This window comes from Dryocola boscaweniae (assembly GCF_025215095.1).
GTDB classification, from domain to species: domain Bacteria; phylum Pseudomonadota; class Gammaproteobacteria; order Enterobacterales; family Enterobacteriaceae; genus Dryocola; species Dryocola boscaweniae.
Genome location: NZ_JALHAP010000074.1, coordinates 174,659 through 201,382, shown reverse-complemented (window position 1 = coordinate 201,382; position 26,724 = coordinate 174,659). Strand labels below are relative to the sequence as shown.

Annotated in this window: 34 protein-coding genes and 1 pseudogene; 32 read left to right on the top strand and 3 right to left on the bottom strand. The window is 52.1% G+C overall.

Annotated features, from left to right (window positions below):
* The coding region (locus tag MUA00_RS06990; RefSeq protein ID WP_271122375.1) for a hypothetical protein at window positions 1–116 on the top strand (116 nt) is incomplete at its 5' end.
* Window positions 117–160: 44 nt separating this feature from the next.
* On the opposite strand, the gene srmB is transcribed toward MUA00_RS06990, so the two are convergent.
* Window positions 161–1,483: an ATP-dependent RNA helicase SrmB gene (srmB, locus tag MUA00_RS06985; protein ID WP_271122215.1), complete on the bottom strand. Its 1,323-nt coding sequence runs from the start codon at window positions 1,481–1,483 to the stop codon at window positions 161–163.
* Window positions 1,484–1,616: 133 nt separating this feature from the next.
* Between srmB and trmN the strand changes: the two genes are divergently transcribed.
* The gene (gene trmN / locus MUA00_RS06980; RefSeq protein ID WP_271122216.1) at window positions 1,617–2,354 is read left to right on the top strand and encodes a tRNA(1)(Val) (adenine(37)-N(6))-methyltransferase TrmN; all 738 of its coding nucleotides are present in this window, start codon (window positions 1,617–1,619) and stop codon (window positions 2,352–2,354) included.
* On the opposite strand, the gene nadB is transcribed toward trmN, so the two are convergent.
* A complete protein-coding gene (gene nadB, locus MUA00_RS06975) occupies window positions 2,339–3,955 on the bottom strand; it encodes an L-aspartate oxidase (protein ID WP_271122217.1) in 1,617 nt (538 codons plus the stop codon). The genes trmN and nadB overlap by 16 nt on opposite strands.
* Window positions 3,956–4,338: 383 nt before the next feature.
* Between nadB and rseD the strand changes: the two are divergent.
* From rseD to acpS, 12 genes and pseudogenes are all read left to right on the top strand, one after another.
* Window positions 4,339–4,392, top strand: a pseudogene (rseD, locus tag MUA00_RS21290) (rpoE leader peptide RseD); the annotation flags it as partial.
* Entirely contained in the window at window positions 4,389–4,964 is a 576-nt protein-coding gene (gene rpoE, locus MUA00_RS06970; protein WP_121265849.1) for an RNA polymerase sigma factor RpoE, read from the top strand. The pseudogene rseD and the gene rpoE, both read left to right, overlap by 4 nt.
* A gap of 31 nt (window positions 4,965–4,995) precedes the next feature.
* Window positions 4,996–5,643 carry an anti-sigma-E factor RseA gene (gene rseA / locus MUA00_RS06965; protein WP_271122218.1) on the top strand — a complete coding sequence of 216 codons (648 nt, stop codon included), beginning with the start codon at window positions 4,996–4,998 and terminating at the stop codon, window positions 5,641–5,643.
* Window positions 5,643–6,599, top strand: a complete 957-nt coding sequence (rseB, locus tag MUA00_RS06960) for a sigma-E factor regulatory protein RseB (RefSeq protein ID WP_271122219.1) — start codon at window positions 5,643–5,645, stop codon at window positions 6,597–6,599. Before rseA ends, rseB begins: the two co-directional genes overlap by 1 nt.
* On the top strand, window positions 6,596–7,075 hold the full coding sequence (gene rseC, locus MUA00_RS06955; protein ID WP_271122220.1) for a SoxR-reducing system protein RseC: 480 nt from the start codon (window positions 6,596–6,598) through the stop codon (window positions 7,073–7,075). The genes rseB and rseC overlap by 4 nt, the downstream gene beginning before the upstream one ends.
* Window positions 7,076–7,280: 205 nt before the next feature.
* Window positions 7,281–9,080: a translation elongation factor 4 gene (gene lepA, locus MUA00_RS06950; protein ID WP_271122221.1), complete on the top strand. Its 1,800-nt coding sequence runs from the start codon at window positions 7,281–7,283 to the stop codon at window positions 9,078–9,080.
* A gap of 14 nt (window positions 9,081–9,094) precedes the next feature.
* On the top strand, window positions 9,095–10,069 hold the full coding sequence (gene lepB, locus MUA00_RS06945; protein ID WP_271122222.1) for a signal peptidase I: 975 nt from the start codon (window positions 9,095–9,097) through the stop codon (window positions 10,067–10,069).
* A gap of 172 nt (window positions 10,070–10,241) precedes the next feature.
* Window positions 10,242–10,922 (top strand): ribonuclease III, encoded by a 681-nt coding sequence (gene rnc / locus MUA00_RS06940; protein WP_271122223.1) that lies wholly within the window; start codon window positions 10,242–10,244, stop codon window positions 10,920–10,922.
* On the top strand, window positions 10,919–11,821 hold the full coding sequence (gene era, locus MUA00_RS06935; protein WP_271122224.1) for a GTPase Era: 903 nt from the start codon (window positions 10,919–10,921) through the stop codon (window positions 11,819–11,821). The genes rnc and era overlap by 4 nt, the downstream gene beginning before the upstream one ends.
* A gap of 3 nt (window positions 11,822–11,824) precedes the next feature.
* Complete coding sequence (gene recO / locus MUA00_RS06930; RefSeq protein WP_271122225.1) at window positions 11,825–12,562, top strand: DNA repair protein RecO; 738 nt, start codon at window positions 11,825–11,827, stop codon at window positions 12,560–12,562.
* A gap of 74 nt (window positions 12,563–12,636) precedes the next feature.
* Window positions 12,637–13,368: a pyridoxine 5'-phosphate synthase gene (pdxJ, locus tag MUA00_RS06925; protein WP_271122226.1), complete on the top strand. Its 732-nt coding sequence runs from the start codon at window positions 12,637–12,639 to the stop codon at window positions 13,366–13,368.
* Window positions 13,368–13,748, top strand: coding sequence for a holo-ACP synthase (gene acpS / locus MUA00_RS06920; RefSeq protein ID WP_271122227.1), 381 nt, complete (start codon window positions 13,368–13,370; stop codon window positions 13,746–13,748). Before pdxJ ends, acpS begins: the two co-directional genes overlap by 1 nt.
* Here the strand turns inward: acpS and MUA00_RS06915 are convergent.
* Complete coding sequence (locus tag MUA00_RS06915) at window positions 13,745–14,005, bottom strand: YfhL family 4Fe-4S dicluster ferredoxin (RefSeq protein ID WP_271122228.1); 261 nt, start codon at window positions 14,003–14,005, stop codon at window positions 13,745–13,747. The two genes, acpS and MUA00_RS06915, sit on opposite strands and share 4 nt — an antisense overlap.
* A 257-nt stretch (window positions 14,006–14,262) precedes the next feature.
* Here MUA00_RS06915 and MUA00_RS06910 point away from each other — a divergent pair, with 257 nt between their 5' ends.
* From MUA00_RS06910 to MUA00_RS06825, 18 genes are all read left to right on the top strand, one after another.
* Window positions 14,263–15,018, top strand: a complete 756-nt coding sequence (locus tag MUA00_RS06910; RefSeq protein ID WP_271122376.1) for a LexA family transcriptional regulator — start codon at window positions 14,263–14,265, stop codon at window positions 15,016–15,018.
* Between the two features lie 353 nt (window positions 15,019–15,371).
* Window positions 15,372–15,707, top strand: coding sequence for an antitermination protein N (locus tag MUA00_RS06905; protein WP_271122229.1), 336 nt, complete (start codon window positions 15,372–15,374; stop codon window positions 15,705–15,707).
* A 66-nt stretch (window positions 15,708–15,773) separates the two neighbouring features.
* Complete coding sequence (locus MUA00_RS06900) at window positions 15,774–16,073, top strand: hypothetical protein (protein WP_271122230.1); 300 nt, start codon at window positions 15,774–15,776, stop codon at window positions 16,071–16,073.
* A gap of 5 nt (window positions 16,074–16,078) precedes the next feature.
* On the top strand, window positions 16,079–16,564 hold the full coding sequence (locus MUA00_RS06895) for a lysozyme (RefSeq protein WP_333780867.1): 486 nt from the start codon (window positions 16,079–16,081) through the stop codon (window positions 16,562–16,564).
* Entirely contained in the window at window positions 16,561–17,037 is a 477-nt protein-coding gene (locus tag MUA00_RS06890) for a lysis protein (protein WP_271122232.1), read from the top strand. Before MUA00_RS06895 ends, MUA00_RS06890 begins: the two co-directional genes overlap by 4 nt.
* Window positions 17,034–17,573: a phage neck terminator protein gene (locus MUA00_RS06885; protein WP_271122233.1), complete on the top strand. Its 540-nt coding sequence runs from the start codon at window positions 17,034–17,036 to the stop codon at window positions 17,571–17,573. Before MUA00_RS06890 ends, MUA00_RS06885 begins: the two co-directional genes overlap by 4 nt.
* Before the next feature lie 3 nt (window positions 17,574–17,576).
* Window positions 17,577–19,058, top strand: a complete 1,482-nt coding sequence (locus tag MUA00_RS06880; RefSeq protein ID WP_271122234.1) for a DUF3383 domain-containing protein — start codon at window positions 17,577–17,579, stop codon at window positions 19,056–19,058.
* A 10-nt stretch (window positions 19,059–19,068) separates the two neighbouring features.
* Window positions 19,069–19,509 carry a phage structural protein gene (locus MUA00_RS06875; protein ID WP_271122235.1) on the top strand — a complete coding sequence of 147 codons (441 nt, stop codon included), beginning with the start codon at window positions 19,069–19,071 and terminating at the stop codon, window positions 19,507–19,509.
* 3 nt (window positions 19,510–19,512) lie between these two features.
* The gene (locus tag MUA00_RS06870; RefSeq protein WP_271122236.1) at window positions 19,513–19,926 is read left to right on the top strand and encodes a phage tail assembly chaperone; all 414 of its coding nucleotides are present in this window, start codon (window positions 19,513–19,515) and stop codon (window positions 19,924–19,926) included.
* A gap of 59 nt (window positions 19,927–19,985) precedes the next feature.
* Window positions 19,986–20,114 carry a DUF6889 family protein gene (locus tag MUA00_RS06865; protein ID WP_271122237.1) on the top strand — a complete coding sequence of 43 codons (129 nt, stop codon included), beginning with the start codon at window positions 19,986–19,988 and terminating at the stop codon, window positions 20,112–20,114.
* The gene (locus MUA00_RS06860; protein ID WP_271122238.1) at window positions 20,104–21,897 is read left to right on the top strand and encodes a phage tail tape measure protein; all 1,794 of its coding nucleotides are present in this window, start codon (window positions 20,104–20,106) and stop codon (window positions 21,895–21,897) included. Before MUA00_RS06865 ends, MUA00_RS06860 begins: the two co-directional genes overlap by 11 nt.
* Window positions 21,897–22,466, top strand: a complete 570-nt coding sequence (locus tag MUA00_RS06855; protein ID WP_271122239.1) for a phage baseplate protein — start codon at window positions 21,897–21,899, stop codon at window positions 22,464–22,466. Before MUA00_RS06860 ends, MUA00_RS06855 begins: the two co-directional genes overlap by 1 nt.
* 11 nt (window positions 22,467–22,477) lie before the next feature.
* A complete protein-coding gene (locus MUA00_RS06850; RefSeq protein ID WP_271122377.1) occupies window positions 22,478–22,786 on the top strand; it encodes a phage baseplate plug family protein in 309 nt (102 codons plus the stop codon).
* A 35-nt stretch (window positions 22,787–22,821) separates the two neighbouring features.
* Window positions 22,822–23,832, top strand: a complete 1,011-nt coding sequence (locus tag MUA00_RS06845; protein ID WP_271122240.1) for a hypothetical protein — start codon at window positions 22,822–22,824, stop codon at window positions 23,830–23,832.
* Window positions 23,833–23,868: 36 nt separating this feature from the next.
* Window positions 23,869–24,624 (top strand): Gp138 family membrane-puncturing spike protein, encoded by a 756-nt coding sequence (locus MUA00_RS06840; protein WP_271122241.1) that lies wholly within the window; start codon window positions 23,869–23,871, stop codon window positions 24,622–24,624.
* Entirely contained in the window at window positions 24,621–24,965 is a 345-nt protein-coding gene (locus tag MUA00_RS06835; RefSeq protein ID WP_271122242.1) for a hypothetical protein, read from the top strand. Before MUA00_RS06840 ends, MUA00_RS06835 begins: the two co-directional genes overlap by 4 nt.
* The gene (locus tag MUA00_RS06830) at window positions 24,958–26,151 is read left to right on the top strand and encodes a baseplate J/gp47 family protein (protein ID WP_271122243.1); all 1,194 of its coding nucleotides are present in this window, start codon (window positions 24,958–24,960) and stop codon (window positions 26,149–26,151) included. Before MUA00_RS06835 ends, MUA00_RS06830 begins: the two co-directional genes overlap by 8 nt.
* On the top strand, window positions 26,148–26,723 hold the full coding sequence (locus MUA00_RS06825; RefSeq protein WP_271122244.1) for a DUF2612 domain-containing protein: 576 nt from the start codon (window positions 26,148–26,150) through the stop codon (window positions 26,721–26,723). The genes MUA00_RS06830 and MUA00_RS06825 overlap by 4 nt, the downstream gene beginning before the upstream one ends.
* Window position 26,724 lies beyond the last annotated feature (1 nt).

Here is a 26,724-nt window from a genome sequence, read left to right as displayed (position 1 = left end):
CGCAGATGGTGAAGCTACCGATAAGAAGGGAAAGAGCGTTCCCGAGAGTGGTGAAAGAGAGGCCCTGGAAATACCCAAAACCTCAGAAGAAAACAGCCAGTCAGTTGCTTAACTGACTGGCATTACCTTTCATGAGGCGGTTTTTTGTTACGCTGCTGAATTATTCCGCAGATTCAGATTTTGCGCTGCTTGGTTTACGGCGCTTGCCGACATTCTTCTTATCGCGATGACGCACTTTCACACGAGGTTTTTCTTTCTCGTCTTTCTTTTTCTCTTCGCGTTTAGCAAGCACTTTCTTGGACGGTTTGCCGGTGAGTTTTTCACTTGGCGCACGCGTCGTCGGGCGCAGTTCATCAATGACTCGTGCTTTTAAAGGCTCTTTCATGTAGCGAGTAATTTTGCCTAACAGCAGATGATCGTGGGCTTCAACCAGAGAAATCGCCGTACCTTTAAGACCTGCGCGTCCGGTACGTCCGATACGGTGTAAGTAAGTATCGGCTGTACGCGGCATATCAAAGTTGAACACGTGGCTGACTTCCGGGATATCAATGCCGCGTGCGGCAACATCGGTGGCAATCAGCACATTAACGCGCCCGTCCGTCAAACGCTTAATCGCTTCGGTACGCTTCATCTGTACCATCTCGCCTTCGAGATAGCAGGTATTGATTCCTGCTTCGCGCAGCCAGGCAACTAACTCATGCACACGCTCGCGTTTACGAACGAAGACGATTGAGCGGGTGGTTTCAGGTTGCTGAAGCAGATTTACCAGCAGTGCGGTTTTATGGGTCACATCATCCGCACGGTAATACCACTGGTGGATTTTTTTACGTTCACGCGTGGATGAGGTCGCAGAAACTTCTACAGGATCTTCCAGCAGGCGTTCGGCGAATTCTTTAACAGCATTGCCTTCGAGCGTGGCGGAGAAAAGCATGGTCTGTTTACGCCAGCGCGTTTCGGCAGCGATGGTTTCAATGTCCTGCGCAAAACCTAAGTCCAGCATGCGATCGGCTTCATCCAGAATCAGCGTTTCTACCGCGCGGCAGTCAAAGTTTTCTTCTTTGATGTACTGCAGCAGACGACCGGTAGTGGCAACCACAATATCCTGGTTCTCGCTGAAGACTTCAGCGTGGTTCATATACGCCACGCCGCCGGTGATAGTGGCGATATCAAGATGTGTATGTTTCGCCAGTTCACGGGCATGATCCGCCACCTGCATTGCCAGCTCGCGGGTTGGCGTAACAATCAAAATGCGCGGCGGACCGGATTTCTTGCGTGGGAAGTCGATCAAATGCTGTAACACTGGCAGCAGATAGGCCGCCGTTTTACCGGTACCCGTTGGCGCGGAACCAAGAACATCACGCCCCTCAAGCGCAGGAGGAATGGCGGCAGCCTGAATAGCTGTCGGGCGAGTGAAGCCCTTATCCTGGAGCGCGTCCAAAAGGCTTTCGTCTAGTTCGAGTTCGGAAAAAGTGCTTACAGTCATGGTCTACCTCTATGTGGGGCGCCGATTATAGACGTTATGGCTGCGATCTTCATCTGTTAGTGTATCTAAGTGATGCTTTTCCTGGCGCCGGGTTTCACTTATGCTACTGCGGTTTCTTTACAGGGTTAATAAGATGTCCAGGCAGAAAGCGCATTTGCGTCGTGACGGATTCACATTTAAACAGTTTTTTATCGCACACGATCGCTGTGCAATGAAAGTAGGTACTGATGGTACTTTACTCGGCGCCTGGGCTCCGGTCGCCAATGTTAAAAGCGTGCTGGATATTGGCACTGGCAGCGGCTTGCTGGCGCTGATGCTTGCGCAGCGCACGTCTGATGATGTCACCATCGATGCGGTGGAACTCGATCCCATAGCGGCTGAACAGGCGGCAGAAAATGCCAGCGGCTGCCGCTGGGCATCGCGTATAAGCGTGCATTGTGCGGATATTCGCGAGTGGGCGCAGCAGGCGACGCAGCGCTATTCTCTTATCGTCAGCAACCCACCTTTCTTCGAACAAGGAAGCGCTTGCGCTTCTCCTGAACGCGCACAGGCTCGCTATACCACAACGCTTGATCATAGCGCGCTGTTGGGCAGCGCAGCGCAGTTAATCACCGAGGACGGTTTTTTCTGTGTGATCATGCCTGAATCGGCGGGCACAGCCTTTACGGATATGGCGAAAACGCAGGGATGGTTTGTGCGCTATCGTACGGACGTTGCAGATAATGAAACCCGTTTACCTCACCGCGTTATGCTGGCGCTCTCGCCAACAGATGGCGAGTATTTTACCGAACGGCTGTTTATTCGCGGGCCAGACCAAACCTGGTCTGAAGGCTATTGCGGTCTGACCCAGGATTTCTATTTGTTTATGTGAAGCGGGGAAAGAATGCTCGGTCCGGAATTTTCAACCAGTTCCGGATAGTCGAGCGTGTAATGCAGTCCCCGGCTTTCTTTACGCATCATTGCGCAGCGCACAATTAATTCTGCCACCTGGACAAGATTTCGCAGCTCCAGCAGGTTATTGGAAACGCGGAAGTTGGCGTAATATTCATCGATTTCTTGTTGCAGCATGGTAATACGGCGTAAAGCTCGCTCCAGACGGCGCGTTGTGCGAACAATGCCTACGTAATCCCACATAAATAGCCGTAGCTCATGCCAGTTGTGCTGAATCACAACCTGCTCGTCCGGGTTATCTACGCGGCTGTCATCCCAGTCCGGCAGGGATTTAGTTTCACGTGCAAAGGGCAAGCGCTTGATAATATCTTCCGCGGCGGACCAGCCGTAAACCAGACATTCCAGCAGGGAATTTGACGCCATGCGGTTAGCGCCGTGCAGGCCGGTATAAGTCACTTCGCCGATAGCATAGAGTCCGTCGACGTCCGTGCGGCCATTCTCGTCAATCATCACGCCGCCACAGGTATAATGCGCAGCGGGAACAACAGGCACAGGCTCTTTGGTCAAATCGATTCCCAACCCCAGCAGTTTTTCATAGATGGTCGGGAAATGGTGGCGAACGAACTCTTCCGGCTTGTGGCTAATATCGAGGTACATGCAGTCTGCACCGAGACGCTTCATTTCATGGTCAATGGCGCGAGCGACGATATCGCGTGGGGCAAGCTCGCCGCGTTCATCGAAATCGGGCATGAAACGAGTGCCGTCAGGACGTTTGAGGTAAGCGCCTTCGCCGCGTAGCGCTTCAGTCAGCAAGAAGTTACGCGCCTGCGGATGGAAAAGGGCCGTCGGATGGAACTGGTTAAACTCCAGATTCGCTACGCGGCAGCCAGCACGCCAGGCCATGGCGATACCGTCGCCGGAGGAAATATCCGGGTTGGTCGTATATTGATAAACTTTTGAAGCGCCGCCGGTAGCCAGCACAACAGCCTTAGCCCGACAGGTTTCCACCTCTTCACGGTTGCGGTTCCAGACCCATGCGCCGACTACGCGGCGGGTGCCCGGCAGGCCAATTTTGTCAGAGACAATAAGGTCGACCGCGTTACTGCGCTCGATCACGCGAATATTCGGATGGCTCAGCGCCTTACCGACCAGTGTGGTTTCCACTTCTTTACCGGTGGCATCTGCGGCATGCAGAATGCGACGATGGCTGTGCCCGCCTTCTCGGGTCAGATGATAGCTCTCTGAGCCATTAGCCTGAATTTCAGTATCGAAAAGCACGCCCTGATCGATAAGCCACTGTACGCAGTGACGGGCATTGCTTGCGACAAACTCTACCGCGTCGCGATCACAAATTCCTGCGCCTGCAATAAGCGTATCTTCCACATGCGAGTCGATGCTATCCGTTTCATCGAACACCGCCGCAATACCGCCCTGAGCATAAAAGGTTGATCCCTCATTAATTGGGCCCTTACTCAGAACAATCACTTTACAGCTTTGGGCAAGCCGTAAAGCAAGGGAGAGACCGGCAGCTCCGCTACCGACGATCAGTACATCACAGGCAAGTTCGGAATGTGTGTTCATTGTGTTTAATTTACTAAACAAAGGTTGGTCCAGCATAGCACCCGATGTGGACTGCAACACGCTTTTTTTCGAAGGTTGTTATATGAACTAAACAACGACGGTGTCTTGATGCGTCGTTAAGCGCAGGGCATAGAGAATGTAAAATTTGTGCGAGAGTGAGCGTTAGTAACAGATTTACTAATGAAAAATCGCCTTTCGTGCGATACTCTGCGTAGTGCTCTGTAGGCGTTTTTTCAGAAAACAGAGCTTAACCGTTTTGCGTAGCCGAACTTATAATCAAGAAAAGATAATTCGCGAAACAGAACAGAAAAACAAAGGCGTAACGGAACTTTGCTCCAGTCGGGCACTCCAACCCTGGGCTTGCTCATAATACAGAGTTCGGGTGGTTTTTCGATTACGCGTGGAAATTAGGTTTGGGGAGACATTACCTCGGATGAGCGAGCAGTTGACGGATCAGGTCCTTGTCGAACGGGTCCAAAAAGGAGATCAGAAGTCCTTTAATTTACTGGTAATTCGTTATCAGCATAAGGTGGCGAGTCTGGTTTCCCGTTATGTCCCATCCGGCGATGTCCCGGATGTGGTACAGGAATCATTTATTAAAGCTTATCGCGCGCTGGATTCTTTCCGTGGCGATAGCGCGTTTTACACGTGGTTGTACCGCATCGCGGTCAACACAGCGAAAAATTATCTGGTTGCTCAGGGCAGGCGTCCACCGTCCAGCGATGTGGATGCAATAGATGCTGAAAACTTCGAAAGCGGCAGTGCGCTGAAAGAAATTTCGAACCCTGAGAACTTAATGTTGTCTGAAGAACTGAGACAAATAGTTTTCCGTACTATTGAGTCGCTCCCCGAAGATTTACGCATGGCGATTACGTTGCGGGAGTTGGATGGTTTGAGCTATGAAGAAATAGCCGTCATCATGGACTGCCCGGTCGGTACAGTACGATCACGTATTTTCCGCGCGCGGGAAGCTATTGATAATAAAGTTCAACCGCTTATCAGGCGTTGACGATAGCGGGTTACTGGAAGGGTATTTAGGCATGCAGAAAGAACAGCTTTCCGCTTTAATGGATGGGGAAACTCTGGATAGCGAGCTGCTGAACGCATTGTCGAAAGACAAAGATTTGCAGCAAAGCTGGGAGAGCTACCACCTAATCCGTGACACCATGCGCGGAGATACCAGTGAGATTCTTCATTTTGATATTTCAGCCAATGTCATGGCTGCAATTGAAAATGAACCAGCGCGTCAGGTCACGCCACTCATACCGGAACAACAGCCGCAACCGCAGCAATGGCAGAAAATGCCTTTCTGGCAGAAGGTTCGTCCGTGGGCCAGCCAGCTCACCCAAATGGGCGTTGCCGCTTGCGTATCGCTTGCGGTTATCGTTGGGGTGCAGCACTATAACGGCCAGTTAGACAACCCTGCGCAGCCTGAAACGCCGGTATTCAACACGCTGCCAATGATGGGTAAAGCCAGCCCGGTAAGCTTAGGTATACCGTCTGACAGCACCGCAAGCACGGGTCAACAGCAAGTACAGGAACAGCGTCGTCGTATCAACGCTATGCTGCAGGATTACGAATTGCAGCGTCGTTTACACGCCGAGCAACTCCAGTTTGAACAGGCACAAACCCAGCAAGCTGCTGTGCAAGTGCCAGGAAACCAAACTTTAGGAACTCAATCGCAGTAATGAAGCAACTTTGGTGTGCTCTGTCACTGGTGGCAGGCAGCCTGTTGTTCACCTCCAACGCCTCGGCGGACACTGTTTCGTCCGGGGCGTTGTTGCAGCAGATGAACCAGGCGAGTCAGTCACTCAATTATGAGTTGGCGTTTATCAGCATCAACAAGCAGGGGATAGAGTCCTTACGCTATCGCCACGCACGGCTGGATAACCGACCGCTCGCACAATTACTTCAAATGGATGGTCCTCGTCGGGAAGTTGTCCAGCGCGGTAGTGAAATCAGCTACTTTGAACCCGGGCTGGAACCGTTCACCTTGAACGGCGATTATATCGTCGATTCCCTGCCATCCATCGTCTATACCGACTTCAAACGTCTGACGCCGTATTACGACTTTATCTCCGTTGGCCGCACGCGCATTGCCGACAGGCTTTGTGAAGTCATCCGCGTCGTTGCCCGTGACGGTACGCGTTACAGTTATATCGTCTGGATGGATGCCGAAACTAAGCTGCCGCTACGCGTTGATTTGCTCGACCGGGATGGTGAAACGCTGGAGCAGTTCCGCGTGATTTCGTTTGCGGTGAACGAGCAGGTAAGTGGAATGATGCAAAATCTCGCCAAAGCGAGCCTGCCGCCCCTGCTTTCCGTTCCGGGGGGTGAAAAATCAAACTTCTCCTGGACGCCAACCTGGTTACCGCAAGGTTTCAGCGAAGTTTCCAGTAGCCGTCGGCCTTTACCTACCGTTGATGTGCCCATTGAATCGCGCCTTTATTCCGATGGCTTGTTTAGCTTCTCTGTGAATATCAGCCGCGCAGGTACAGCCAGCGGCGATCAACTGCTGCGTACCGGGCGCCGCACCGTCAGCTCTGTCATTCGCGATAAAACAGAAATCACCATTGTTGGCGAGCTACCGCCGCAAACGGCCAAGCGTATCGCGGACAGCATTAAATTCAGGACTGCCCCATGATCAAAGAGTGGGCTACCGTTGTCGCATGGGAAAATGGCGAAGCGCTGCTGCGTTGCGATGTGAAAGCCTCATGCAATAGCTGCGCCTCGCGCGCGGGTTGCGGCAGCAGATTGCTCAACAAACTTGGGCCGCAGAACCACCATATTCTGTCGGTGGCAAGCGAACAACCGCTGGTAGCAGGACAAAAAGTCGAACTGGGCATTGCCGAAGGTAGCCTGATTGGTTCTGCGCTGCTGGTTTATATGTCTCCGCTGGTGGGCCTTTTCCTGATAGCTGCGCTATTTCAGGGACTATTCGGCTCCGATCTTGCTGCGTTTTGCGGCGCGTTGTTAGGCGGCGTGGGCGGCTTCCTTCTGGCCCGCGGGATCTCTTCAAAACTGAGCCGCCGGGCAGACTGGCAGCCCGTTATTCTTAGCGTTGCGCTGCCGCCGGATGCGCTGCGCGTCGAGACTATCATTTCCGAAGATGGCCGGTAAAATTCTGCAGGCCTCTATTCAAAGTATCACTTCTGCCGGCCTCTTTTATACCCTCAGCTAAGCTTGCAGGATGAGCAGTTTCCCCGCTTTCTCGTTGTAGTGTAGAATGCGGCGTTTCAGGCAGAAGACAGCCATTGACATCATGCTCCGTACAGCGCGAAGCGCCGAGCTCTCAGGCATTTGTAAGGCATAAAAACCTCTAACTATGAAGAACATACGTAACTTTTCTATTATTGCCCACATCGACCACGGTAAATCGACGCTGTCTGACCGTATCATCCAGATTTGCGGCGGCCTCTCCGATCGCGAAATGGCGGCCCAGGTTTTGGATTCCATGGATCTGGAACGTGAACGCGGCATTACCATCAAAGCGCAGAGCGTTACGCTCGATTACAAAGCAAGCGATGGAGAAACTTATCATCTGAATTTCATCGACACTCCGGGTCACGTCGACTTCTCTTACGAAGTATCTCGATCTTTAGCGGCCTGCGAAGGCGCATTGTTGGTGGTGGATGCCGGGCAGGGCGTGGAAGCCCAGACGCTGGCAAACTGCTACACCGCGATGGAAATGGATCTGGAAGTGGTGCCGGTGCTGAACAAAATTGATCTGCCGGCAGCCGATCCCGATCGTGCTGCGCAGGAAATTGAAGATATCGTCGGCATTGATGCGACTGATGCCGTGCGCTGCTCGGCAAAAACCGGCCTGGGCGTCACGGATGTGCTTGAGCGTCTGGTCCGTGATATTCCGGGACCGGAAGGCGATCCGGATGCTCCTTTGCAGGCGTTGATCATCGACTCCTGGTTCGATAACTACCTTGGCGTCGTCTCGCTGGTGCGTATTAAAAATGGCACCATGAGAAAAGGCGATAAAATCAAGGTAATGAGCACCGGCCAGGTTTATAACGCTGACCGTCTGGGTATCTTCACGCCAAAACGCGTCGATCGCGACGTATTAGGGTGTGGTGAAGTAGGCTGGCTGGTCTGCGCCATCAAAGATATTTTGGGCGCGCCGGTTGGCGATACCCTGACGTTGTCCCGTAATCCAGCAGAAAAAGCGCTGCCGGGCTTTAAAAAAGTGAAGCCTCAGGTTTACGCGGGCCTCTTCCCGGTTAGCTCTGACGATTATGAAAACTTCCGTGATGCGTTGGGCAAACTGAGCCTGAACGATGCTTCCCTGTTCTACGAGCCAGAAAGCTCTACGGCGCTGGGCTTCGGCTTCCGCTGCGGCTTCCTCGGCCTGCTGCATATGGAAATCATTCAGGAACGTCTGGAACGTGAATACGATCTCGATCTGATTACCACCGCACCGACGGTAGTCTACGAAGTCGAAACCACCGGCGGTGAAACGATTTATGTTGATAGCCCATCCAAGCTGCCAGCGCTAAATAACATCGCGGAACTGCGTGAACCCATCGCTGAATGTCATATGCTGATGCCGCAGGAATATCTGGGCAGCGTCATCACGCTATGTATCGAAAAGCGTGGCGTTCAAACCAACATGGTGTATCACGGCAACCAGGTTGCTCTGACCTATGAAATTCCAATGGCGGAAGTGGTGCTCGACTTCTTCGATCGTCTGAAATCGACATCGCGCGGCTATGCCTCACTGGACTACAACTTCAAACGTTTCCAGGCCTCAGATATGGTGCGCGTAGATGTCCTGATTAACGGCGAGCGTGTTGATGCCCTGGCGTTGATTACGCACCGCGGCAACTCGCAGTTCCGTGGCCGTCAACTGGTGGAAAAAATGCAGGAGCTGATCCCGCGCCAGCAATTTGATATTGCCATTCAGGCGGCAATCGGCGCGCACATCATCGCGCGTTCTACTGTTAAGCAGCTACGTAAAAACGTCCTGGCTAAATGCTATGGCGGCGACGTAAGCCGTAAGAAAAAGCTGCTGCAGAAACAGAAAGAAGGTAAGAAGCGTATGAAGCAGGTCGGCAACGTTGAGCTGCCTCAGGAAGCGTTCCTCGCCATTCTGCACGTTGGTAAAGACGGCAAATAATTTAAGGAGTTGGCATGGCGAACATGTTTGCTCTGATCCTCGTGATAGCCACGCTGGTGACGGGCATTTTATGGTGTATTGATAAATTCATTTTTGCACCAAAGCGTCTTGAGAAACAGGCGGCAGCGCAAGCTGCCGCAGGTGATACCCTCGACTCGAAAAACCTGAAAAAAGTCTCGCCTAAACCAGGCTGGCTGGAAACGGGGGCGTCCGTATTCCCGGTTCTGGCAATTGTTCTGATCGTACGTTCGTTTATTTACGAACCTTTCCAGATCCCCTCAGGTTCAATGATGCCAACGCTTTTAATTGGCGATTTTATTCTGGTAGAGAAATTTGCCTATGGCATTAAAGATCCTATTTACCAGAAAACGTTAATTGAAACCGGGCATCCAAAACGCGGTGACATCGTGGTCTTTAAATATCCTCAGGATCCACGTCTTGATTATATTAAGCGCGCTGTTGGCCTGCCGGGGGATCGTGTAAGTTACGATCCGGTAGCGAAAGAAGTTACGGTTCAACCAAATTGCAGCTCCGGCCAGGCATGCGATAACGCGCTGCCAATTACCTACAGCAATGTAGAGCCGAGCGATTTTGTACAGACCTTCGCGCGTAACAACGGCAGCGAAGCAACTTCCGGCTTCTTCCAGGTTCCTAAGGACCAAACCAAAGAAGGCGGCATTCGTCTGGCTGAACGCAAAGAGTCGCTGGGTGAGGTGACGCACCGCATCCTGACCGTGCCAATCGCGCAGGACCAACTGGGGATGTATTACCAGCAGCAGGGCCAGCAACTGGCGACGTGGATTGTTCCACCGGGCCACTATTTCATGATGGGCGATAACCGCGATAACAGCGCCGATAGCCGCTACTGGGGCTTTGTTCCGGAACAAAATCTGGTCGGCAAAGCCACCGCCATCTGGATGAGTTTTGAGAAACAAGAAGGTCAGTGGCCAACCGGCGTTCGATTAAATCGTATTGGCGGAATCCATTGATCAATTAAATCTATTCAGGTAACGACATACCCTGTCGTTGCGTATAGAATATCCCCCCGTATTTAGGTTGGCTCCTCGCTGAGGAGCCACGGCACACGAAACAGCGTTGGATTCCCTGTTTCAGGTCTGTTCCGTGTGCTGAATAATTGACGCATTCATTAATTGGTATCGCATGAACCCCATCGTAATCACCAGGCTGCAGCGTAAGCTGGGCTACACTTTTGTACATCAGGATCTATTGCAACAGGCTTTAACCCATCGCAGCGCCAGCAGCAAGCACAACGAGCGGCTGGAATTTTTGGGTGACTCCATCCTAAGCTATGTTATCGCCAATGCGCTTTATCACCGTTTTCCTCGCGTGGACGAGGGTGATATGAGCCGCATGCGCGCCACGCTGGTTCGTGGTAATACGCTGGCAGAAATTGCCCGTGAGTTTGATTTGGGCGAATGTCTGCGTCTGGGGCCGGGCGAGCTGAAAAGTGGTGGTTTCCGCCGGGAATCCATTCTTGCCGATACCGTTGAAGCCTTAATCGGCGGCGTTTTCCTGGACAGCGATATTCAGAACGTTGAGCGTCTGATCCTCGCGTGGTATCAAACCCGCCTTGATGAAATCAGTCCGGGCGACAAGCAAAAAGATCCGAAAACGCGTCTGCAGGAGTACTTGCAGGGTCGCCACTTACCGCTGCCATCCTATCTGGTTGTGCAGGTTCGCGGCGAAGCGCACGATCAGGAATTTACTATTCACTGTCAGGTGAGTGGCCTGCCTGAGCCGGTCGTAGGGACGGGTTCAAGCCGTCGTAAAGCGGAACAGGCTGCCGCTGAACAGGCGCTTAAAAAGCTGGAGCTGGAATGAGTGAAGAACAAACATTTTGCGGGTTCGTGGCCATCGTAGGTCGCCCGAACGTCGGCAAATCCACGCTGCTAAACCAGTTGCTTGGGCAAAAAATTTCCATTACCTCGCGTAAGGCGCAAACCACGCGTCACCGCATTATGGGCATCCATACCGAAGGGCCGTATCAGGCGATTTATGTTGATACCCCGGGGCTGCACATGGAAGAAAAGCGCGCCATTAACCGTCTGATGAACAAAGCTGCAAGCAGCTCCATCGGCGACGTAGAGCTGGTTATCTTTGTGGTTGAAGGCACGAAGTGGACAGCCGACGACGAAATGGTGCTTAACAAGCTGCGCGACAGCAAAGCGCCGGTTATTCTCGCGGTCAACAAAGTCGATAACGTACAGGATAAAAGCATCCTGCTGCCGCATTTGCAGTTCCTCGGCAGCCAGATGAACTTCCTTGATATCGTGCCGATCTCCGCTGAGACAGGCATGAACGTGGATACTATCGCCAGCATCGTGCGTAAGCGCCTGCCGGAAGCGATTCACCACTTCCCGGAAGATTACATCACTGACCGTTCCCAACGCTTTATGGCCTCTGAAATCATCCGTGAAAAACTGATGCGTTTCCTGGGCGCTGAACTGCCGTATTCCGTCACGGTAGAAATCGAGCAGTTCGTGACAAACGCGCGCGGCGGCTACGACATCAACGGCCTAATTCTGGTCGAACGTGAAGGCCAGAAGAAAATGGTGATTGGCAATAAAGGCGCCAAAATTAAAACCATTGGTATCGAAGCGCGTAAAGACATGGAAGAGATGTTCGAAGCCAAAATTCACCTGGAGCTTTGGGTTAAGGTTAAATCCGGCTGGGCAGATGACGAGCGCGCGCTGCGTAGCCTCGGTTATACAGACGATTAATTGATGGAAGGCTGGCAACGGGCTTTTGTCCTGCATAGTCGTCCCTGGAGTGAAACCAGCCTTCTGCTTGACCTGTTTTCTGAAGAATCAGGGCGAGTACGTGTTATTGCCAAAGGCGCACGTTCTCGCCGTTCTAATCTGAAAGGCGCATTGCAACCTTTCACCCCCTTGCTGGTTCGCTGGGGCGGGCGCGGTGAAGTTAAAACGCTGCGTAGCGCCGAAGCCGTTTCCCTCGCGCTTCCTCTTAGCGGCATCTCGCTTTACAGCGGCCTTTACGTCAATGAACTTGTCTCCCGTGTTCTTGAACAGGGAACCCGTTTCTCCGAGCTTTTCTTCGATTATCTGCACTGTATTCAGGCCTTAGCTGGAACCAACGGAACGCCGGAGCCTGCGCTGCGTCGCTTTGAGCTGGCCTTGCTGGGGCATCTTGGTTATGGGGTGGATTTTCTGCATTGCGCAGGCAGCGGGGAAGAAGTAGCCGATGCCATGACCTATCGTTACCGGGAAGAAAAAGGCTTTATTGCAAGCCTGGTCATTGATCACAACAGCTTCACGGGCCACGAACTCAAAGCGCTGGCAAGCCGTGAGTTTCCGGACGTTGCAACTCTACGCGCCGCTAAACGCTTCACCCGCATGGCGCTCAAGCCCTATCTCGGCGGTAAACCGCTCAAAAGCCGTGAACTGTTCCGTCAGTTTGTGCCGAAAAAATCACCACTCAAATCGCCTGAAGAGCCGCAATAACGCCCGAGCGTAGCCATGCTTTCCGTCCACGGTGTACACTGCCTGACATATCATTCTGATCCCCGAGGATAGTCATGGCTGAATTACTGTTAGGCGTAAACATCGATCACATCGCGACCCTGCGTAACGCGCGCGGCACGGCATATCCGGATCCGGTTCAGGCAGCTTTCATTGCCGAACAGGCGGGCGCCGACGGTATTACCGTGCATTTACGTGAAGACCGTCGCCATATCACCGATCGCGACGTACGCGTGCTACGCCAGACCCTCGACACCCGCATGAATCTTGAAATGGCCGTCACCGAAGAGATGATTGCCATCGCCTGCGACACCAGGCCGCATTTTTGCTGCCTGGTACCGGAGAAGCGTCAGGAAGTGACCACAGAAGGCGGGCTGGATGTTGCGGGTCAGTTCGACAAAATGCGCGATGCCTGCAAACGCCTCGCTGATGCGGGGATCCTGGTGTCGCTGTTTATTGACGCCGACCACGCCCAGATCGACGCGGCCGTTGCCGTTGGCGCGCCGTACATCGAGATTCATACCGGCTGCTATGCGGATGCTGAAGACGAAGTAACCCAGGCAAAAGAGCTGGCGCGCATCGCTGAAGCTGCGACTTATGCGGCAGGTAAGGGCCTGAAAGTAAATGCCGGCCACGGGCTGACTTATCATAATGTGCAGGCCATCGCTCGCCTGCCGGAAATGCACGAACTGAATATCGGTCACGCCATTATCGGGCGTGCGGTGATGAGCGGTTTGAAAGAAGCCGTTGCAGAAATGAAGCGTCTGATGCAAGAAGCTCGTCGCTAATGTCGATACTTGGCCTCGGCACGGACATAGTGGAGATAGCGCGCATTGAGAGCGTTATCTCCCGCTCGGGAGACAGGCTGGCGAAACGCGTGCTGAGCGCCAATGAATGGAAGCAATACGAAGCGCACCAGCAGCCGGTGCGTTTTCTTGCCAAACGCTTTGCGGTCAAAGAGGCGGCAGCAAAAGCATTTGGCACCGGCATCCGCAACGGCCTTGCGTTTAATCAGTTTGAGGTGTTTAACGATGCCTTAGGTAAACCGCAACTGCGGTTCTGGGAAGAGGCGGAGCGACTTGCTGAACGAATGGGCGTGCGATCGGTACATGTAACTCTGGCAGATGAGCGGCACTACGCCTGCGCCACGGTGATTATCGAAAGCTAGATTTTGTCGGCGTGATGCAACTGAACAAATTTATCCCATAGCTGTTCTTCACTTTCCTGGTGCGCCGGGTCGATGATAATCGTATTCACGATCGGGCAGACTTGCTGGCAGGTAGGCGTTTCATAATGGCCTACGCACTGGGTGCAACGATCGGTGTCGATCTCATAAATACTGTCGCCCATGGAGATCGCCTGGTTCGGACACTCCGGTTCGCACATATCGCAATTGATGCATTTTTTGGTAATTAATAAAGCCATTTCAAAACCTTGCTATCTCTCACTTTCCAGCCTGCCTCTCACTTCTTACGCTCTGTCGCCATAATCGACTTGGGCATGTATATTTATACAGTATAAGATGGAAGTGAAAGCACCGGAATTTTGCAGGCGCGCACTGTACCATAAAAGCAAAACATCCCCAATATCGCTGCGTGTTTAACCGCGCTTATTGTTTTGTGTACTTTCAGTACGTGCTATGATGGAACCAAATGTCCTCGAAATGAGCTATGATCGTACTTATGGTACAGAGAGAACAATTGCGCGAAGCATTTTCCCGCAGGCTGGCGCAGGCCTGCACAGAAGCCAGTCTTGATGAGTTTGGCAGGGGTATGGCGATAGCCAGAGCCCTCGGCGTATCTTCAAAAGCGGTAAGTAAATGGCTTAACGCTGAGGCGATCCCCCGCCAGGATAAAATGTATGAGCTGGCCACGTTTTTGAACGCGGATGTGCTGTGGCTGCAGCATGGCAACGAAGGTATTTTCGCTGATGAGCGCCGCGATTCCGTCCATGCTTCGGTGCTCAATGAAAACGCAAGCGCGCCATTTTACACCCCGCAGCCAGAACCGGGATTTCGCATTGACGTGCTGGATATTGAAGCCAGCGCCGGCCCAGGACGCTTGATTTCCAGCGAAGTGACCGAAACCATCAATCATATAGTTTATGACAGTCAGGAAGCGCTCGAGCTTTTTGGTCATCGTCCCGCCTCCAGTATTAAAGTGATAACAGTGACGGGCGATAGCATGTCCGGCACCATTGAACTGGGCGACTATATCTTTGTCGACATCGCGAAAGATTATTTCCAGGGAGACGGTATCTACGTATTCCTTTACAAAGGGCAACTGCTGGTCAAGCGCCTGCAAATGACTCACGACAGCCTGCTGGTGCGCTCAGATAACGCTAAATATGCCGACTGGAAAATCTGCGAAGAGAACGAGCAGCATCTGAAAATCATCGGACGCGTGATGTACAGCCACTCCATTCGCCGCCACGCCTGATAACTCTTCTTCTACCTAAAGCTACAGCGGCGTTAGCCGCATTCTTCCCCGGTCACTTATCTGACAAGCGCTGGGGATGCCTTTCTTGTCGTACTCCGAAAGCTAAACATTCAAAAATAATTTCTTATTAATCAATAGATAACATTAAATTTAAAATTTTATCATTAATTCGTACTTTTAGTTCTTGACGAATATGTACTATTGGTTCAAGATCAATTCATCAGCAGGACGCAAGATTCACAAGGTAAGTGAACGCTCTTTAACTTCTGGCCCTGAAAAAGGGCAAATACCCCCGGCAATAAATTTTGGGATGCCTGAGCCGGCATCGCTAAAGTTGATTGACAGGAGGATATATGGACGCACAGGCACGCCGCCGCGAACGCCGGAAGGCAAAGCAAGCGGCCTGGAAAACCGCAAACCCTTTGTTAGTCGGGTTTTGCGCCATGCCGGACCCACGGCTGATATTACGGCTAAACCGCAAACCTGAAGACCGTGTCGCCAAAGCTCTGGAAGTGGTGAATGAATACGGCTTACAAATCCAACAGAATGCTGAAAAATATCAGCGCTTACGTGAACAACAGCAGCAGAAAAATCACCGCGTTTATCAATCTCAACCCAAGAGACCTTCGGGATCGCCAGATGCCCGCGGTAAAGAAAAGCGTCACGCTAAATCTATTCCGCCAGTCTGAACACCTTCTACCTACTTGCTGAATGACACGAACCCCGGCCCCATGCCGCAGGTGAGAGAGACTCGCATGAACGACCAACCAGGAAATATTGTCACGCAGTGTTCTGCGTGGCTGGCGGCTTTGGCTGCCGGTCTGGGTATCACGACACAGGATATGGTCTACATGATATTCGGCCTGATAAGCGTAGGCATTTCAGTGGCTTCTTACATTAACGGGCGTGTTGATGCGCACCGTAAACGCAAAGAGGATGAAAAGCGAACGCGGCTCCTTCAGGACTATCTGGAGGAGCTTCACAACAAAACGGCATCGGACTTCCCCGCAACGGCGAAAGCGCTAAGCGAGGTACTCAAACAGGCAGGTAGCTAATGGCAATGTCTCCCGGACTAAAAAAAACCTTACTTGGCCTGTCAGGGGCCAGTGCGCTGACGCTCGCCAGCGTGATAGTGCCAGAACTTGAAGGCGTACGTTATGCGCCTTATTACGATATCGCAGGTGTGTTGACCGTTTGCTATGGGCATACGGGCAAGGACATCGTACGTGGAAAACAGTACACGCCAGAAGAATGCCTGGCGATGCTCAACAAAGATTTGCAGCCCTTTGCTCAAGCGGTGGAACGAGCCGTCACCGTTCCCGCAGACGAATACCAGAAAGCCGCATTAATCACCTTTAGCTACAACGTCGGCATTTCAGCGTTTCAGCATTCGGCTTTATTGCATGAACTCAACGCCGGGCGTTTCGAGCAGGCCTGCGAAGGCTTAAAAAAATGGACCTGGGCGGGAGGAAAGCAGTGGAAAGGCCTGATGAACCGCCGCGAGGTCGAATATGAGGTTTGTCGCTGGAAAAGGAATGTCTCATGAGCACACGGCTTTTGCTGGCGCTTCTGGTTTTTCTCTCACTCGCTTTCGGCGTTTATCACTTCCAGTCGCGCTATACCGCGCAAAAGCAGTTAACCGCTGAGGCCGAAAAGAAAATTGACGCGCAGAGCAGGTTTATTGATGAGCTGCAAAACCGCCAGCGTGACGTCGCTGCTCTGGACGCCATGTACATACAGGAACTCGCCAATGCACAACGCACCATTAAAAATTTGCAGCTTGATGTGGCTGGTGGGGTTAAGCGGTTGCACCTCAACGCAACCTGCAAGCCTTTGCCTGCCGCCGCCGGCTCCGCCAGCGTGGATGATGCAGCCCGCGCCAGACTTGTTGACGCCGCTGAACGGGATTATTTCCGTCTCAGAGAGCGAATAGCATTCGTCAGTAAACAACTGGCAGGCTTGCAGGATTATGTCCGCCAACAATGCATGAACCCCATTAATAAGGGAGGTAACAAATGAATGATTCTACCCGGCCGGGTTATCTCACGCCGGTCAGTTCGCCGCCCCTCTATGACGAACCGCTGGAGAGCGAGCTGGGACGTTGGATTTCGGGCGTTTGCGGCTTACCGGCGGAAATGGTCATCCCCCGCTGGACCGAGCCGCCGCCAGCCTCACCGGTTGCCGGGCTCACCTGGTGCGAGTTTGACATCAATGTAGAGCTGGGCGATATGCCCGCTATGAAAGTCGTCGATCGGTATACAGATGCCCTGTCGCAAAACGAAGTCATAGCAGTGAACTGTAGTTTTTATGGCCCCGGTGGGCAGGCCGTTGCGGCATTATTTCGTGATGGTTTATATCTTGCGCAGAACAACGCGGAGCTTAACAAAATCGGGCCGACCTTTGTGAGCTGTGGAACCTTAATTCCTGCTCCTGAACTTATCAATAACCAGTGGCTACGCCGCTATAACCTCACCGTAACGCTGCACCGCCAGGTGATTCGCGAATACGGTATTCAATCCCTCGTTTCTACTTCAGTAAATATCTTCGGAGAATAAATTATGTCACAGGGTTTACCTGTCTCTAACATCGTCAATGTGACGGTGAGCATGGCCGCGCGCGCGGCCCAGTCCCGCAACTACGGCGCCTTGCTGATCGTGGGGGCAAGCGACGTTATCGATGCCCAGGAGCGGATGCGCGCTTATTCCGGCATCAGCGGAGTCGCGGCGGATTTTGGCCTTGATACGCCGGAGTACAAAGCGGCAAGCCTGTACTATCAGCAGTCTCCACAGCCGGTAGATTTGTATATCGGCCGCTGGGTAAAAACCGAAGCTGCCGCACGGTTACGCGGAGCCATCCTTACCGCTAATCAGCAGACGATGAGTAACTTTACGGCGGTGACTGACGGCGCGATGCGCATCGTGCTGGACGGCAAAGAGAGCACGATTACGGAAATCGATCTCAGTGGCGAAACCAATCTTAACGGCGTTGCCGGACGTATTCAGGATGCCCTGGCCGGCAGCACTGTCGAATGGGATGCCACGAGCGGCCGCTTCAGCGTTCGTTCAATTACAACCGGCGCTGGTTCCGCCGTGGGCTATGCAGATGCCAGCCCGGAAGGTACAGATCTTTCTGCCTTGCTGGGTCTGAGCGAGGCCGCAGGCGCCCAACCGGTAGAAGGCCAGACAAGCGAAAGCATTAGCGAATGCATTTCCGCGCTGTCCGGACATTCAACCGACTGGTATGGACTTGTCATCGCCGACGGGGCGCTGAGTGACGAAGACGTGCTGTCCGTGGCGGCTATAGTGGAGTCTGATAGCGTATCGCGAATCTATGGCCATACCACGCAGAGCACTGGCGCGCTGGATACCGATGTCACTACCGACATCCTCAGCAGGCTGAAAGCGGCAAAATATTCCCGCACCTTCGGCCAGTATTCCAGCGCCACGCCATTTGCGGCGGCATCCCTGTTCGGCCGGGCCTTTACCGTTAATTTTAACGGCAACAACACCACCATTACTCTGAAGTTTAAGCAGGAGCCCGGCATTACTGCGGAATACCTGACGCAAAGCCAGGCCAATGCGCTGGCGGTAAAAAATGCCAACGTTTTTGTTAACTACAACAATGACACCGCCATTATTCAGGAAGGCGTGATGTGCAATGGCGATTTCATTGATGAGCGCCATGGCCTCGACTGGCTGCAAAACTATGTGCAGACCAACCTCTACAACCTGCTGTTTACCAGCACCACCAAAATTCCGCAGACCGATGCTGGCGTTACCCGCCTGCTCGCAAACGTTGAGCAATCCATGAGGCAGGCAGTTACCAACGGCCTGGTGGCGCCGGGCATCTGGAACGGCGGAGAGATAGGGCAACTGGTAGCGGGCGATACGCTAACCAAAGGTTATTACGTCTATGCCCCGGCTATTACGGCTCAGGCCCAGTCCGATCGTGAAGCTCGCAAAGCCCCGGTAATCCAGGTGGCCTGCAAGCTTGCGGGTGCGGTGCACTTTGCCGATGTTGAAATTAATGTAGTTCGTTAAGGAGAGTTAAATGAGCACTTATTCTTTTATGGATGTCACCGCATCCTTTGCGGGCCCGACCGGCATTATTGATCTTGGCGCGGGTTCCGCTAACGCCGAAGAGGGTATCGCGGTTGCGATGGCCAACGCTAAAAATACGATGACCATTGGGATTGATGGCGAAGTCATGCAGAGCATGAGTCCTGATAAAAGCGGCACCATCACCATTACGCTGATGAAAACTTCTCCGGCGAATAAAAAACTCATGCAGGCGTATAACGCTCAGTCGCTCTCTTCTGCAACGTGGGGGCGCAATACAATTGTTGTCCGCAATACCGCTTCCGGCGACAGCATCACCGCGAGCATGGTGGCCTTTAATAAATTGCCTGATAACAAAAACGGCAAAGATGGCGGCAGCATCGCCTGGGCATTCGACTGCGGCAAAATCGACCAGGTTCTCGGGGAGTTTTAAGCCATGGAAATTACCCTTAAAGATGTAGATTACCGCATCGGCAAACTCAGCGTATTCGATCAGCTCAAGGTGGCTCGTAAGCTGCTGCCGGTACTGGCGGGTATCGTCGGTGATTTTCGTGGTTTACAAAGCAAAGAGGGCAGCGACGCCCTCGAAACCGTCTTGCCAAAAATCGCCCGTACGCTCTCTGACCTCAGCGAAGAGGACTGTAACGCGGTGTTATTTCCCTGTCTTAACGTTGTCGCACGCAGCCATATGAAATCCTGGGTACCGGTATTTCATGGCGGCGCGCTGGCCTTTGATGACATCGATCTGATGACGCTTTTGCAACTGGTGGCCCGGGTGGTAGCCGATTCACTGGGAAATTTTTTGCAAGAACTCCCAGGCGGCCAACTTCAGGAACGGCAGGCAGCTTAAAGCTCGATACCTTGCCGGGCGGGGAAGACTATATCCTCCGCCCGGCGGAGGTTTTCGGGTTGAACTGGCAGGATCTGAAAAACGGTGCGGTGGATTTATATGACATCGCGCTGATGAACGATTACCTGGAGATGCAGGCCGATAACAAGGCCCGCATCGCACGCTGGAGAGAGGAAAATGAGCGATAGCACGCAGCTTGTCCCCTATGCTTCGCTGCCTGATATAGGGAAAGACGAAAAATTTACTGGCCAGATGGCAGGTCTGGCCGACCGGTTAAGCGCTGTTTTTATCAATATTGAAAATAAACTGGCGTCAGATAAGGCTCCGGAACAAACAACCACGTATGAAAAACTGGCTAATGGCCTGAAAAGGCTTAATGAGGTCGTTGTCCAGCCGGCAGCAAAATTGGGCAACTCTTTCCTGGCAACGCTTGCCGGAATGGAAAAAGACGCTCAGTCAGCTCAGTCGCTCAATGTCAGCGTGGATAAATACCAGGCCATAAAATATGCATCCGAGCAATCCGGTGGCGATCAAAACGCTGTGGAAGGCTCGATTAAGAATGTAACCGCGTTATGGCAAAACGATAAAGATGGCGAAATACTCCTCAATAACATGGGAGTGGCGACGCGTGAGGACGATGGCACAAAGCGTGATAACGGCGATGTTTTTTTACAGTTGGCTGAATCGTTAGGAGGCATGAATAAAAACGATGCCAGTCTTCATGCCGGTTTATTAGGCATTGATGAAAATACCCTTAACGCTATGCATCGCGGGCTTGCTCAGTACGTTGATGACTATCAGAACCTACTGCAAGCAACTGACTTAAATGCAAAAAAAAGCGCCGGGCAATCCAGTCAGTTTATGATTTCATGGCGGCAAATGTCCTCCGTCGTGGATCTTTTTAGCAAGAAGCTGAGCGGAGATCTTGCGGAAGGTCTCTCGAATCCCATCACGAGCCTTACGGAAAAATTACTCTCTAAAGCCCCGCAGATTGAAAATGTGCTTAATAAGGCAGGCGTAGCCGTCATCTGGTTCGGTGAGGTCTTTGCCGATGCGCTGAGCGGTATTATTGATCTGGTCACTGATGTTGCAGGCTGGTGGGATACGCTCGATAGCGAATCTCAAACGTTAATCGCTGCGCTGGCGGGCCTGGTGGGTGCCTGGTTAGTGCTCAACAGCGCATTTATGGCTTCACCCATCGGCATTATCCTTTCTCTTGTTGCTGCAATCGGCCTGCTTTACAACGATTACCAGAAATGGAAATCGGGAAGCGACAGCTTAATTGACTGGGGAAAATGGGAACCTGTTATAACGCTTGCATCACAAACGATTGGCGGACTGGCAAACATCGTTAAAAATCTCTTTAGCAGTTTTATGGAACTGCTGGGGATCGACTTCAGTTCGTGGTCCATCTCGACCCTTTTTCAGGGGCTGCTTGATAACTTCAACGGGCTGGGTGAAACGCTGCAAAAAATCGGCAAATTGCTTGGCGCGCTTAAGGACGGAAACTGGTCTGAAGTAGCCAACATCGGCAAGGATCTGATTACTGGCGGCTTAACGAATACTCCTGCGGGCTGGATTGCGCAAAAAGGGGCGAATTACATAGAGAACAAAGCAACCCAGGCCTGGTCCGGTTTCGTTGACTGGGCAACAAACGGTGAAAAGAAAACTACTCGCCGGGAAGAGGGTAACACTTCAGCGTTATTACCAAAGGTAATGGATAACCTCGCCTCTCCAGATACATCCGCACTGCTGCCGGAAGGCTATGGTTCTGATAATCAACGCTACGCCTGGAGCAGCGATTTAACTCAGCCTGCATCCGGGAACGTCAGTTCGCCAACCTGGAATAACAAAACTGACATTGCCATTTATAACGCCCGCGATCCTTACGCCGTGGGGGAGGAAGTCGAACGGCGACAGCTAAACGTTTACGCCCGCCAGACGCAGCAATATTCAGGAGGATTAAGCTGATGAATATCATGTCGGCCCTCTTTCAAAGCCGAACCCGGCATATTGGCTTTATCGTCCCGCAGGTTGTGGTGAGAGAAAAACATAGCGATAGCATTGAAATCGCCTCTCATCCCGTACAGGCAGGCGCGAATATCAGCGATCACGCCTGGGCCAAACCCGGTGAAGTGACGATTGACTGTAGTTTCGCCAGCGGTGGCTCGCTGTTGGATTTTGCCGATACGGCGGCCTTTGGAGTAACGGTGGGATTAAACCCTGCGGAGGTCTATCAGCAGCTTCTCGATCTGCAAAAAACGTGTGAGCCCTTCGAAGTGGTGACGAGTAAACGAACCTACAGCAATATGCTTATGCGCCAGATTGATGTCACCACAGATAAAACAACTCAGCACATTCTCTCATGTTCACTCACTCTGACTGAGGTTCTGTTTTCCTCAACGGAAAATATCCCTACTGCTGATAAATCAGCTATGAAGAATGGCGTCAGCACCGCGCCTTTGCAAAATGGTGGCACTAAAACCACCCTCCCTGCGGGAACGGTAACCGTGATCCCCTTTAACGATACTCAAGCCTGACCGGAGCCATGATGTCAGTAGCAGAAATACCGCTTAGTGCGGATAACCAGATTTTCACTATTCGGCTCGGCAGCAGGCAGCTTCGGCTGCGTGTGATGTACCGCGATGAGGCTGGCTGGATCCTTGATCTTCTCGAAACAGACGACACGCCGATTATTAACGGCATCCCGTTGGTAACCGGCGCAGATTTGCTCGCGCCTTACAAGCATCTCGGCTTGACCGGCGGCCTGTACGTCGTCTCTGATGATGTGGCTCAGGAATATCCCACCAAAACCAATCTCGGCTTGCGCAGTCACCTCTACTTCGCCACCCAATACTAAAAACCTGCTGCGGCAGGTTTTTTAATGGAGACACTATGAGTCAAAACTGGCTGCGTCATTTTGAACTGCAATTGCTCAGAGCGGATGGGGGCGGGATAAAGCTGAGCGGCTTCAAAGCCACGTTTAAAGTCCAGTGGTTTAGCGGAGCGGCTCCTAAAGTCGCTGAGCTGAAAATCTATAACCTGGCTCCTGATACCGCGAACAAAATCATCGATAAAGAGTTTTCGAAAATTCGTCTGTTTGCCGGGTATGACGGGCTGACGCCTGTTATTAGCGAAAGCGAAGTTGGCGTAATACATGAAATATCTCCCGACGATCCCGGCCTGCGTGGAGGGCGCAACTATGGCCTTATCTTCAGCGGTGATATTCGCATTACCATCGACGGACGTGACAGCACGCCGGACACCTGGCTTTTGGTGCAGGCTATCGATGGCCATGAAGCCCTCTCTTACGCGACGATCAGCGCTACTTTGTCAAAAGGGTATACCGTCAAAGATATGTACGACCTGGCCCTGGCAGGGCTGAAACCCTACAACATTGTTGGCGGGGCGCTGCCAGATTTCCCAACGACGATTTTCCCGCGTGGCTATACCTTTCACGGCAAAGTCAGCAGCTATCTGTCGCAGATAGCAAAGCTCTGCGATGCAAGCTGGGAATTGCTCGACGACCGGCTTGAGATGTATGGCAAAGACCATATTGCACATCCTCCTGTCCCGCTTAATAGCGCCAATGGCCTGACAGGCATGCCGCAGAGCACGACGGGAGCCGGCATTAACGCGACATGCCTGATTAATCCCAACATCCGTTTAATGGGGCAAGTTTTGCTCAATGAGTCTTCGATATACCAGACGGCGCCAGATTTAAACACGCTGACTGGCAGGTCGACCTCGCAGGGTAAAAGCAATAAGGATGGCGTCTATGAAGTGTATGGCATCACTTATAACGGCGATACGCGAGGTAACGACTGGTATATGAATTTAATGTGCCGGGCGAAAGGCGCAAACGACCTTCCTGAAGAGAATCCTCAGACAAAAAGGCCGACGTAGCGCCCCGTGCAACAAATATCCTGAAAGGAGCAACTAATGGCTTTAACTACACCGGCCCTGAGCGGTGAACTGGCCGAAACCCTGGCGGCGTCAAGTGCTGCACTAAGTAACGATCTCCGCGTCGCCCTGCCGGGCATTATTCAAACTTTCGATCCAGAAACGGTCACCTGCACCATCGCCCCGGCGATTAAAGGCATGGCAAACGCCAGCGATGGCTCCTCAAGCTCGGTGAGCTATCCATTGCTCGTGGACGTCCCGGTGGTATTCCCTCGCGGAGGAGGTTGCACGCTGACGTTTCCGATTAAAAAGGGCGATGAATGCCTGGTGATATTTGCCGACCGCGCCATCGACTTCTGGTGGCAAAACGGGGGGACGCAGGAACCCGTAAACGAACGTCAGCACTCGCTGTCCGATGCCTTTGCTATCCCTGGGCCACAGTCGCAGATCCAAAAAATCAGCGGCATAAGCACTAGTGCTGCGCAGTTAAGAACGGATGACGGCACGGCATTTATTGAGGTTGCAGCCGGACATGCCATTACGCTGAGCACGCCGGGGAAACTAACGGCAAAAGCGGAGGGGGGTACAGAAATCACTTCGCCGACCATAGTGCTCAATGGGGCCGTCACGATTAACGGCCCGCTCAGCCAGGGCAAAGGCGCGGCGGGAGGCGGTGCCGCATTGCTTGGCCCGGTTAGCGTCGATACCGAGGTGCATGCTGGAGGTATAAGTCTGACGACGCACACGCACAGCGGTGTACAAAGCGGCGGTAGCAACACAGGGGGCCCGCGATGAAATACCGTAAAGAAATCGATAATGATTATGCGTTTGGCCGTGGCGATGCTGCTTTTTTAAACGACAGCGCGCAGGCCGTAGCGCAGGCGGTTAAAACCCGGCTTTCGTTATGGCGGGGTGAATGGTTTCTTGATACAGCCGAAGGTACGCCGTATGTCCAGTCGGTTCTTGGAAAACATAGCGAAGATATTTATTCGCTGGCTATTCGCGATCGCATTTCAGGCACCCAGGGCGTGAAGTCCATCACCGTATTTAATACTCAAAATAACAGCAACACTCGGCGTCTGACTTATAGCGTTACGCTGGACACCCTTTATGGAGAGGTAACTGTCGATGTATGAAAACGTGATTAACAGTATGGTGCCGACTATTACCCAGGACGGTATTTCAGCGCCAGACTTTCAGACCATACTGGCACAATGGAAAGTGATATTTCGGGATATATACGGCGATGATATTTATATCGAACCGGACAGCAAAGACGGCGTATTACTCTCTCTTATTGCTTACGCCATGCACGGCTGTAATAACACGACCATTGCCGCATATAACTCTTTTAGCCCGCTTAGCGGCATGGGCGAAGGGCTATCCCGTAACGTAAAAATTAACGGTATCGCGCGTAAGCTGGCGAGCAATTCTACTGTCGATCTGGAATTGACGGGAAAAGTTGGCACCGTGATTAAAAATGGCCAGGTACGTGATACGGCGGGAAACGTCTGGTCATTGCCTACCGAAACCACACTCGATCTTCATGGCAAGGCTACGGTGACAGCGGTATGCCAGGTTGCGGGTGCGGTCGGTGCATTAAGCGGTGATATAACCGAAATTGCCACGCCAACTCTCGGTTGGCAGAGCGTAACGAATCTTACCGCGGCGACAGAAGGGCGGGTGACAGAAACCGACGCTGAGTTACGCCAGAGACAGGCTCAGTCGGTTGCGCTTCCGTCGAAAACGGTTGTTGAAGGTTTACAGGGAACGCTCGCTAATTTGCCGGGCGTTGCACGTTTGCGGGTGTTTGATAACGATACCGAAACAACCGATGGCAACGGCATTCCTGCGCATAATATTGCGGTAGTTATCGACGGCGGCGACGCCAGTAGTATCGCCAAAGCTATTGCGTTAAAGAAAACGCCTGGCGTCCCTACCTACGGCACGACGACAGAAAATGTTATCGACAGCTACGGGAATGTAAAACCAATCCATTACTTCCGTCCTACCGAAATCCCCGTTTACGTTGAAATAAAACTCAAACCGTTAATGGGATACACCACGGATATCGGCAACGGCGTGAAAGAATCGGTAAGTGAGTTTATTAACGCCTTAAATATTGGCGACACGCTTTATTTATCTCGTCTCTTTGTTCCTGCAACGCTTGATGTTGCCAGCGGAGGAAATACTTATGACGTTTTATCGATAGAAATCGGTAAAACGGCGGAAAGCGTTTCCACCGCCAATATGGACGTTGCTTTTAATGAACTGGTAACCAATACCATCGCGAATATAAACATCATAACGGTGTCGGTATGAGCAATAGATACAGTGAACTGATCCCGTCCTGGCAACAGGAAGCCCCGAAATTCTTTACTACCGTAGAGGCAGTGACAACAGCATTTACCGCGCAGCAGCTTGTAAATAACAGTTTAATTCCACATTTTGATCTTGATAAAGCCAGTGGGGCTCAGCTTGATATTCTGGGGCAATGGATCGGACAAACGCGAAGAATAACGGCGCCTATTGAGGATTTTTTCTTTTCTCTGGATAGCGTGGATCTCGGTTTCGACTACGGTTACTGGAAAAATCGCTACGATGCAGAATTTGGGTTTATCGATCTTGACGATGGTAATTATCGCACGGTACTGCGAGCTAAAATTGGTGCAAATAACTGGGATGGAACGAATGAAACGCTGCCTGCCATTTTGCAAAATATTTACCCAAAAAAAGACATCCTTATTTCCTTTTCTGATAATCAGGATATGACCATGACGGTTTCAGTTAAAGGAAAATCTATCTCTAATATCACCAAAGAAATTATCCGTCAGGGATATCTTGCCATTAAGCCTGGCGGCATCACCGTTCATTACGAAATTACCGAGGGTTAAC

Coding starts and splice junctions, on each gene's coding strand:
- srmB (WP_271122215.1), bottom strand. CDS start 1,483: ATGACTGTAAGCACTTTTTCCGAACTCGAACTAGACGAAAGCCTTTTG.
- trmN (WP_271122216.1), top strand. CDS start 1,617: ATGTCCAGGCAGAAAGCGCATTTGCGTCGTGACGGATTCACATTTAAA.
- nadB (WP_271122217.1), bottom strand. CDS start 3,955: ATGAACACACATTCCGAACTTGCCTGTGATGTACTGATCGTCGGTAGC.
- rpoE (WP_121265849.1), top strand. CDS start 4,389: ATGAGCGAGCAGTTGACGGATCAGGTCCTTGTCGAACGGGTCCAAAAA.
- rseA (WP_271122218.1), top strand. CDS start 4,996: ATGCAGAAAGAACAGCTTTCCGCTTTAATGGATGGGGAAACTCTGGAT.
- rseB (WP_271122219.1), top strand. CDS start 5,643: ATGAAGCAACTTTGGTGTGCTCTGTCACTGGTGGCAGGCAGCCTGTTG.
- rseC (WP_271122220.1), top strand. CDS start 6,596: ATGATCAAAGAGTGGGCTACCGTTGTCGCATGGGAAAATGGCGAAGCG.
- lepA (WP_271122221.1), top strand. CDS start 7,281: ATGAAGAACATACGTAACTTTTCTATTATTGCCCACATCGACCACGGT.
- lepB (WP_271122222.1), top strand. CDS start 9,095: ATGGCGAACATGTTTGCTCTGATCCTCGTGATAGCCACGCTGGTGACG.
- rnc (WP_271122223.1), top strand. CDS start 10,242: ATGAACCCCATCGTAATCACCAGGCTGCAGCGTAAGCTGGGCTACACT.
- era (WP_271122224.1), top strand. CDS start 10,919: ATGAGTGAAGAACAAACATTTTGCGGGTTCGTGGCCATCGTAGGTCGC.
- recO (WP_271122225.1), top strand. CDS start 11,825: ATGGAAGGCTGGCAACGGGCTTTTGTCCTGCATAGTCGTCCCTGGAGT.
- pdxJ (WP_271122226.1), top strand. CDS start 12,637: ATGGCTGAATTACTGTTAGGCGTAAACATCGATCACATCGCGACCCTG.
- acpS (WP_271122227.1), top strand. CDS start 13,368: ATGTCGATACTTGGCCTCGGCACGGACATAGTGGAGATAGCGCGCATT.
- MUA00_RS06915 (WP_271122228.1), bottom strand. CDS start 14,005: ATGGCTTTATTAATTACCAAAAAATGCATCAATTGCGATATGTGCGAA.
- MUA00_RS06910 (WP_271122376.1), top strand. CDS start 14,263: ATGGTACAGAGAGAACAATTGCGCGAAGCATTTTCCCGCAGGCTGGCG.
- MUA00_RS06905 (WP_271122229.1), top strand. CDS start 15,372: ATGGACGCACAGGCACGCCGCCGCGAACGCCGGAAGGCAAAGCAAGCG.
- MUA00_RS06900 (WP_271122230.1), top strand. CDS start 15,774: ATGAACGACCAACCAGGAAATATTGTCACGCAGTGTTCTGCGTGGCTG.
- MUA00_RS06895 (WP_333780867.1), top strand. CDS start 16,079: ATGTCTCCCGGACTAAAAAAAACCTTACTTGGCCTGTCAGGGGCCAGT.
- MUA00_RS06890 (WP_271122232.1), top strand. CDS start 16,561: ATGAGCACACGGCTTTTGCTGGCGCTTCTGGTTTTTCTCTCACTCGCT.
- MUA00_RS06885 (WP_271122233.1), top strand. CDS start 17,034: ATGAATGATTCTACCCGGCCGGGTTATCTCACGCCGGTCAGTTCGCCG.
- MUA00_RS06880 (WP_271122234.1), top strand. CDS start 17,577: ATGTCACAGGGTTTACCTGTCTCTAACATCGTCAATGTGACGGTGAGC.
- MUA00_RS06875 (WP_271122235.1), top strand. CDS start 19,069: ATGAGCACTTATTCTTTTATGGATGTCACCGCATCCTTTGCGGGCCCG.
- MUA00_RS06870 (WP_271122236.1), top strand. CDS start 19,513: ATGGAAATTACCCTTAAAGATGTAGATTACCGCATCGGCAAACTCAGC.
- MUA00_RS06860 (WP_271122238.1), top strand. CDS start 20,104: ATGAGCGATAGCACGCAGCTTGTCCCCTATGCTTCGCTGCCTGATATA.
- MUA00_RS06855 (WP_271122239.1), top strand. CDS start 21,897: ATGAATATCATGTCGGCCCTCTTTCAAAGCCGAACCCGGCATATTGGC.
- MUA00_RS06850 (WP_271122377.1), top strand. CDS start 22,478: ATGTCAGTAGCAGAAATACCGCTTAGTGCGGATAACCAGATTTTCACT.
- MUA00_RS06845 (WP_271122240.1), top strand. CDS start 22,822: ATGAGTCAAAACTGGCTGCGTCATTTTGAACTGCAATTGCTCAGAGCG.
- MUA00_RS06840 (WP_271122241.1), top strand. CDS start 23,869: ATGGCTTTAACTACACCGGCCCTGAGCGGTGAACTGGCCGAAACCCTG.
- MUA00_RS06835 (WP_271122242.1), top strand. CDS start 24,621: ATGAAATACCGTAAAGAAATCGATAATGATTATGCGTTTGGCCGTGGC.
- MUA00_RS06830 (WP_271122243.1), top strand. CDS start 24,958: ATGTATGAAAACGTGATTAACAGTATGGTGCCGACTATTACCCAGGAC.
- MUA00_RS06825 (WP_271122244.1), top strand. CDS start 26,148: ATGAGCAATAGATACAGTGAACTGATCCCGTCCTGGCAACAGGAAGCC.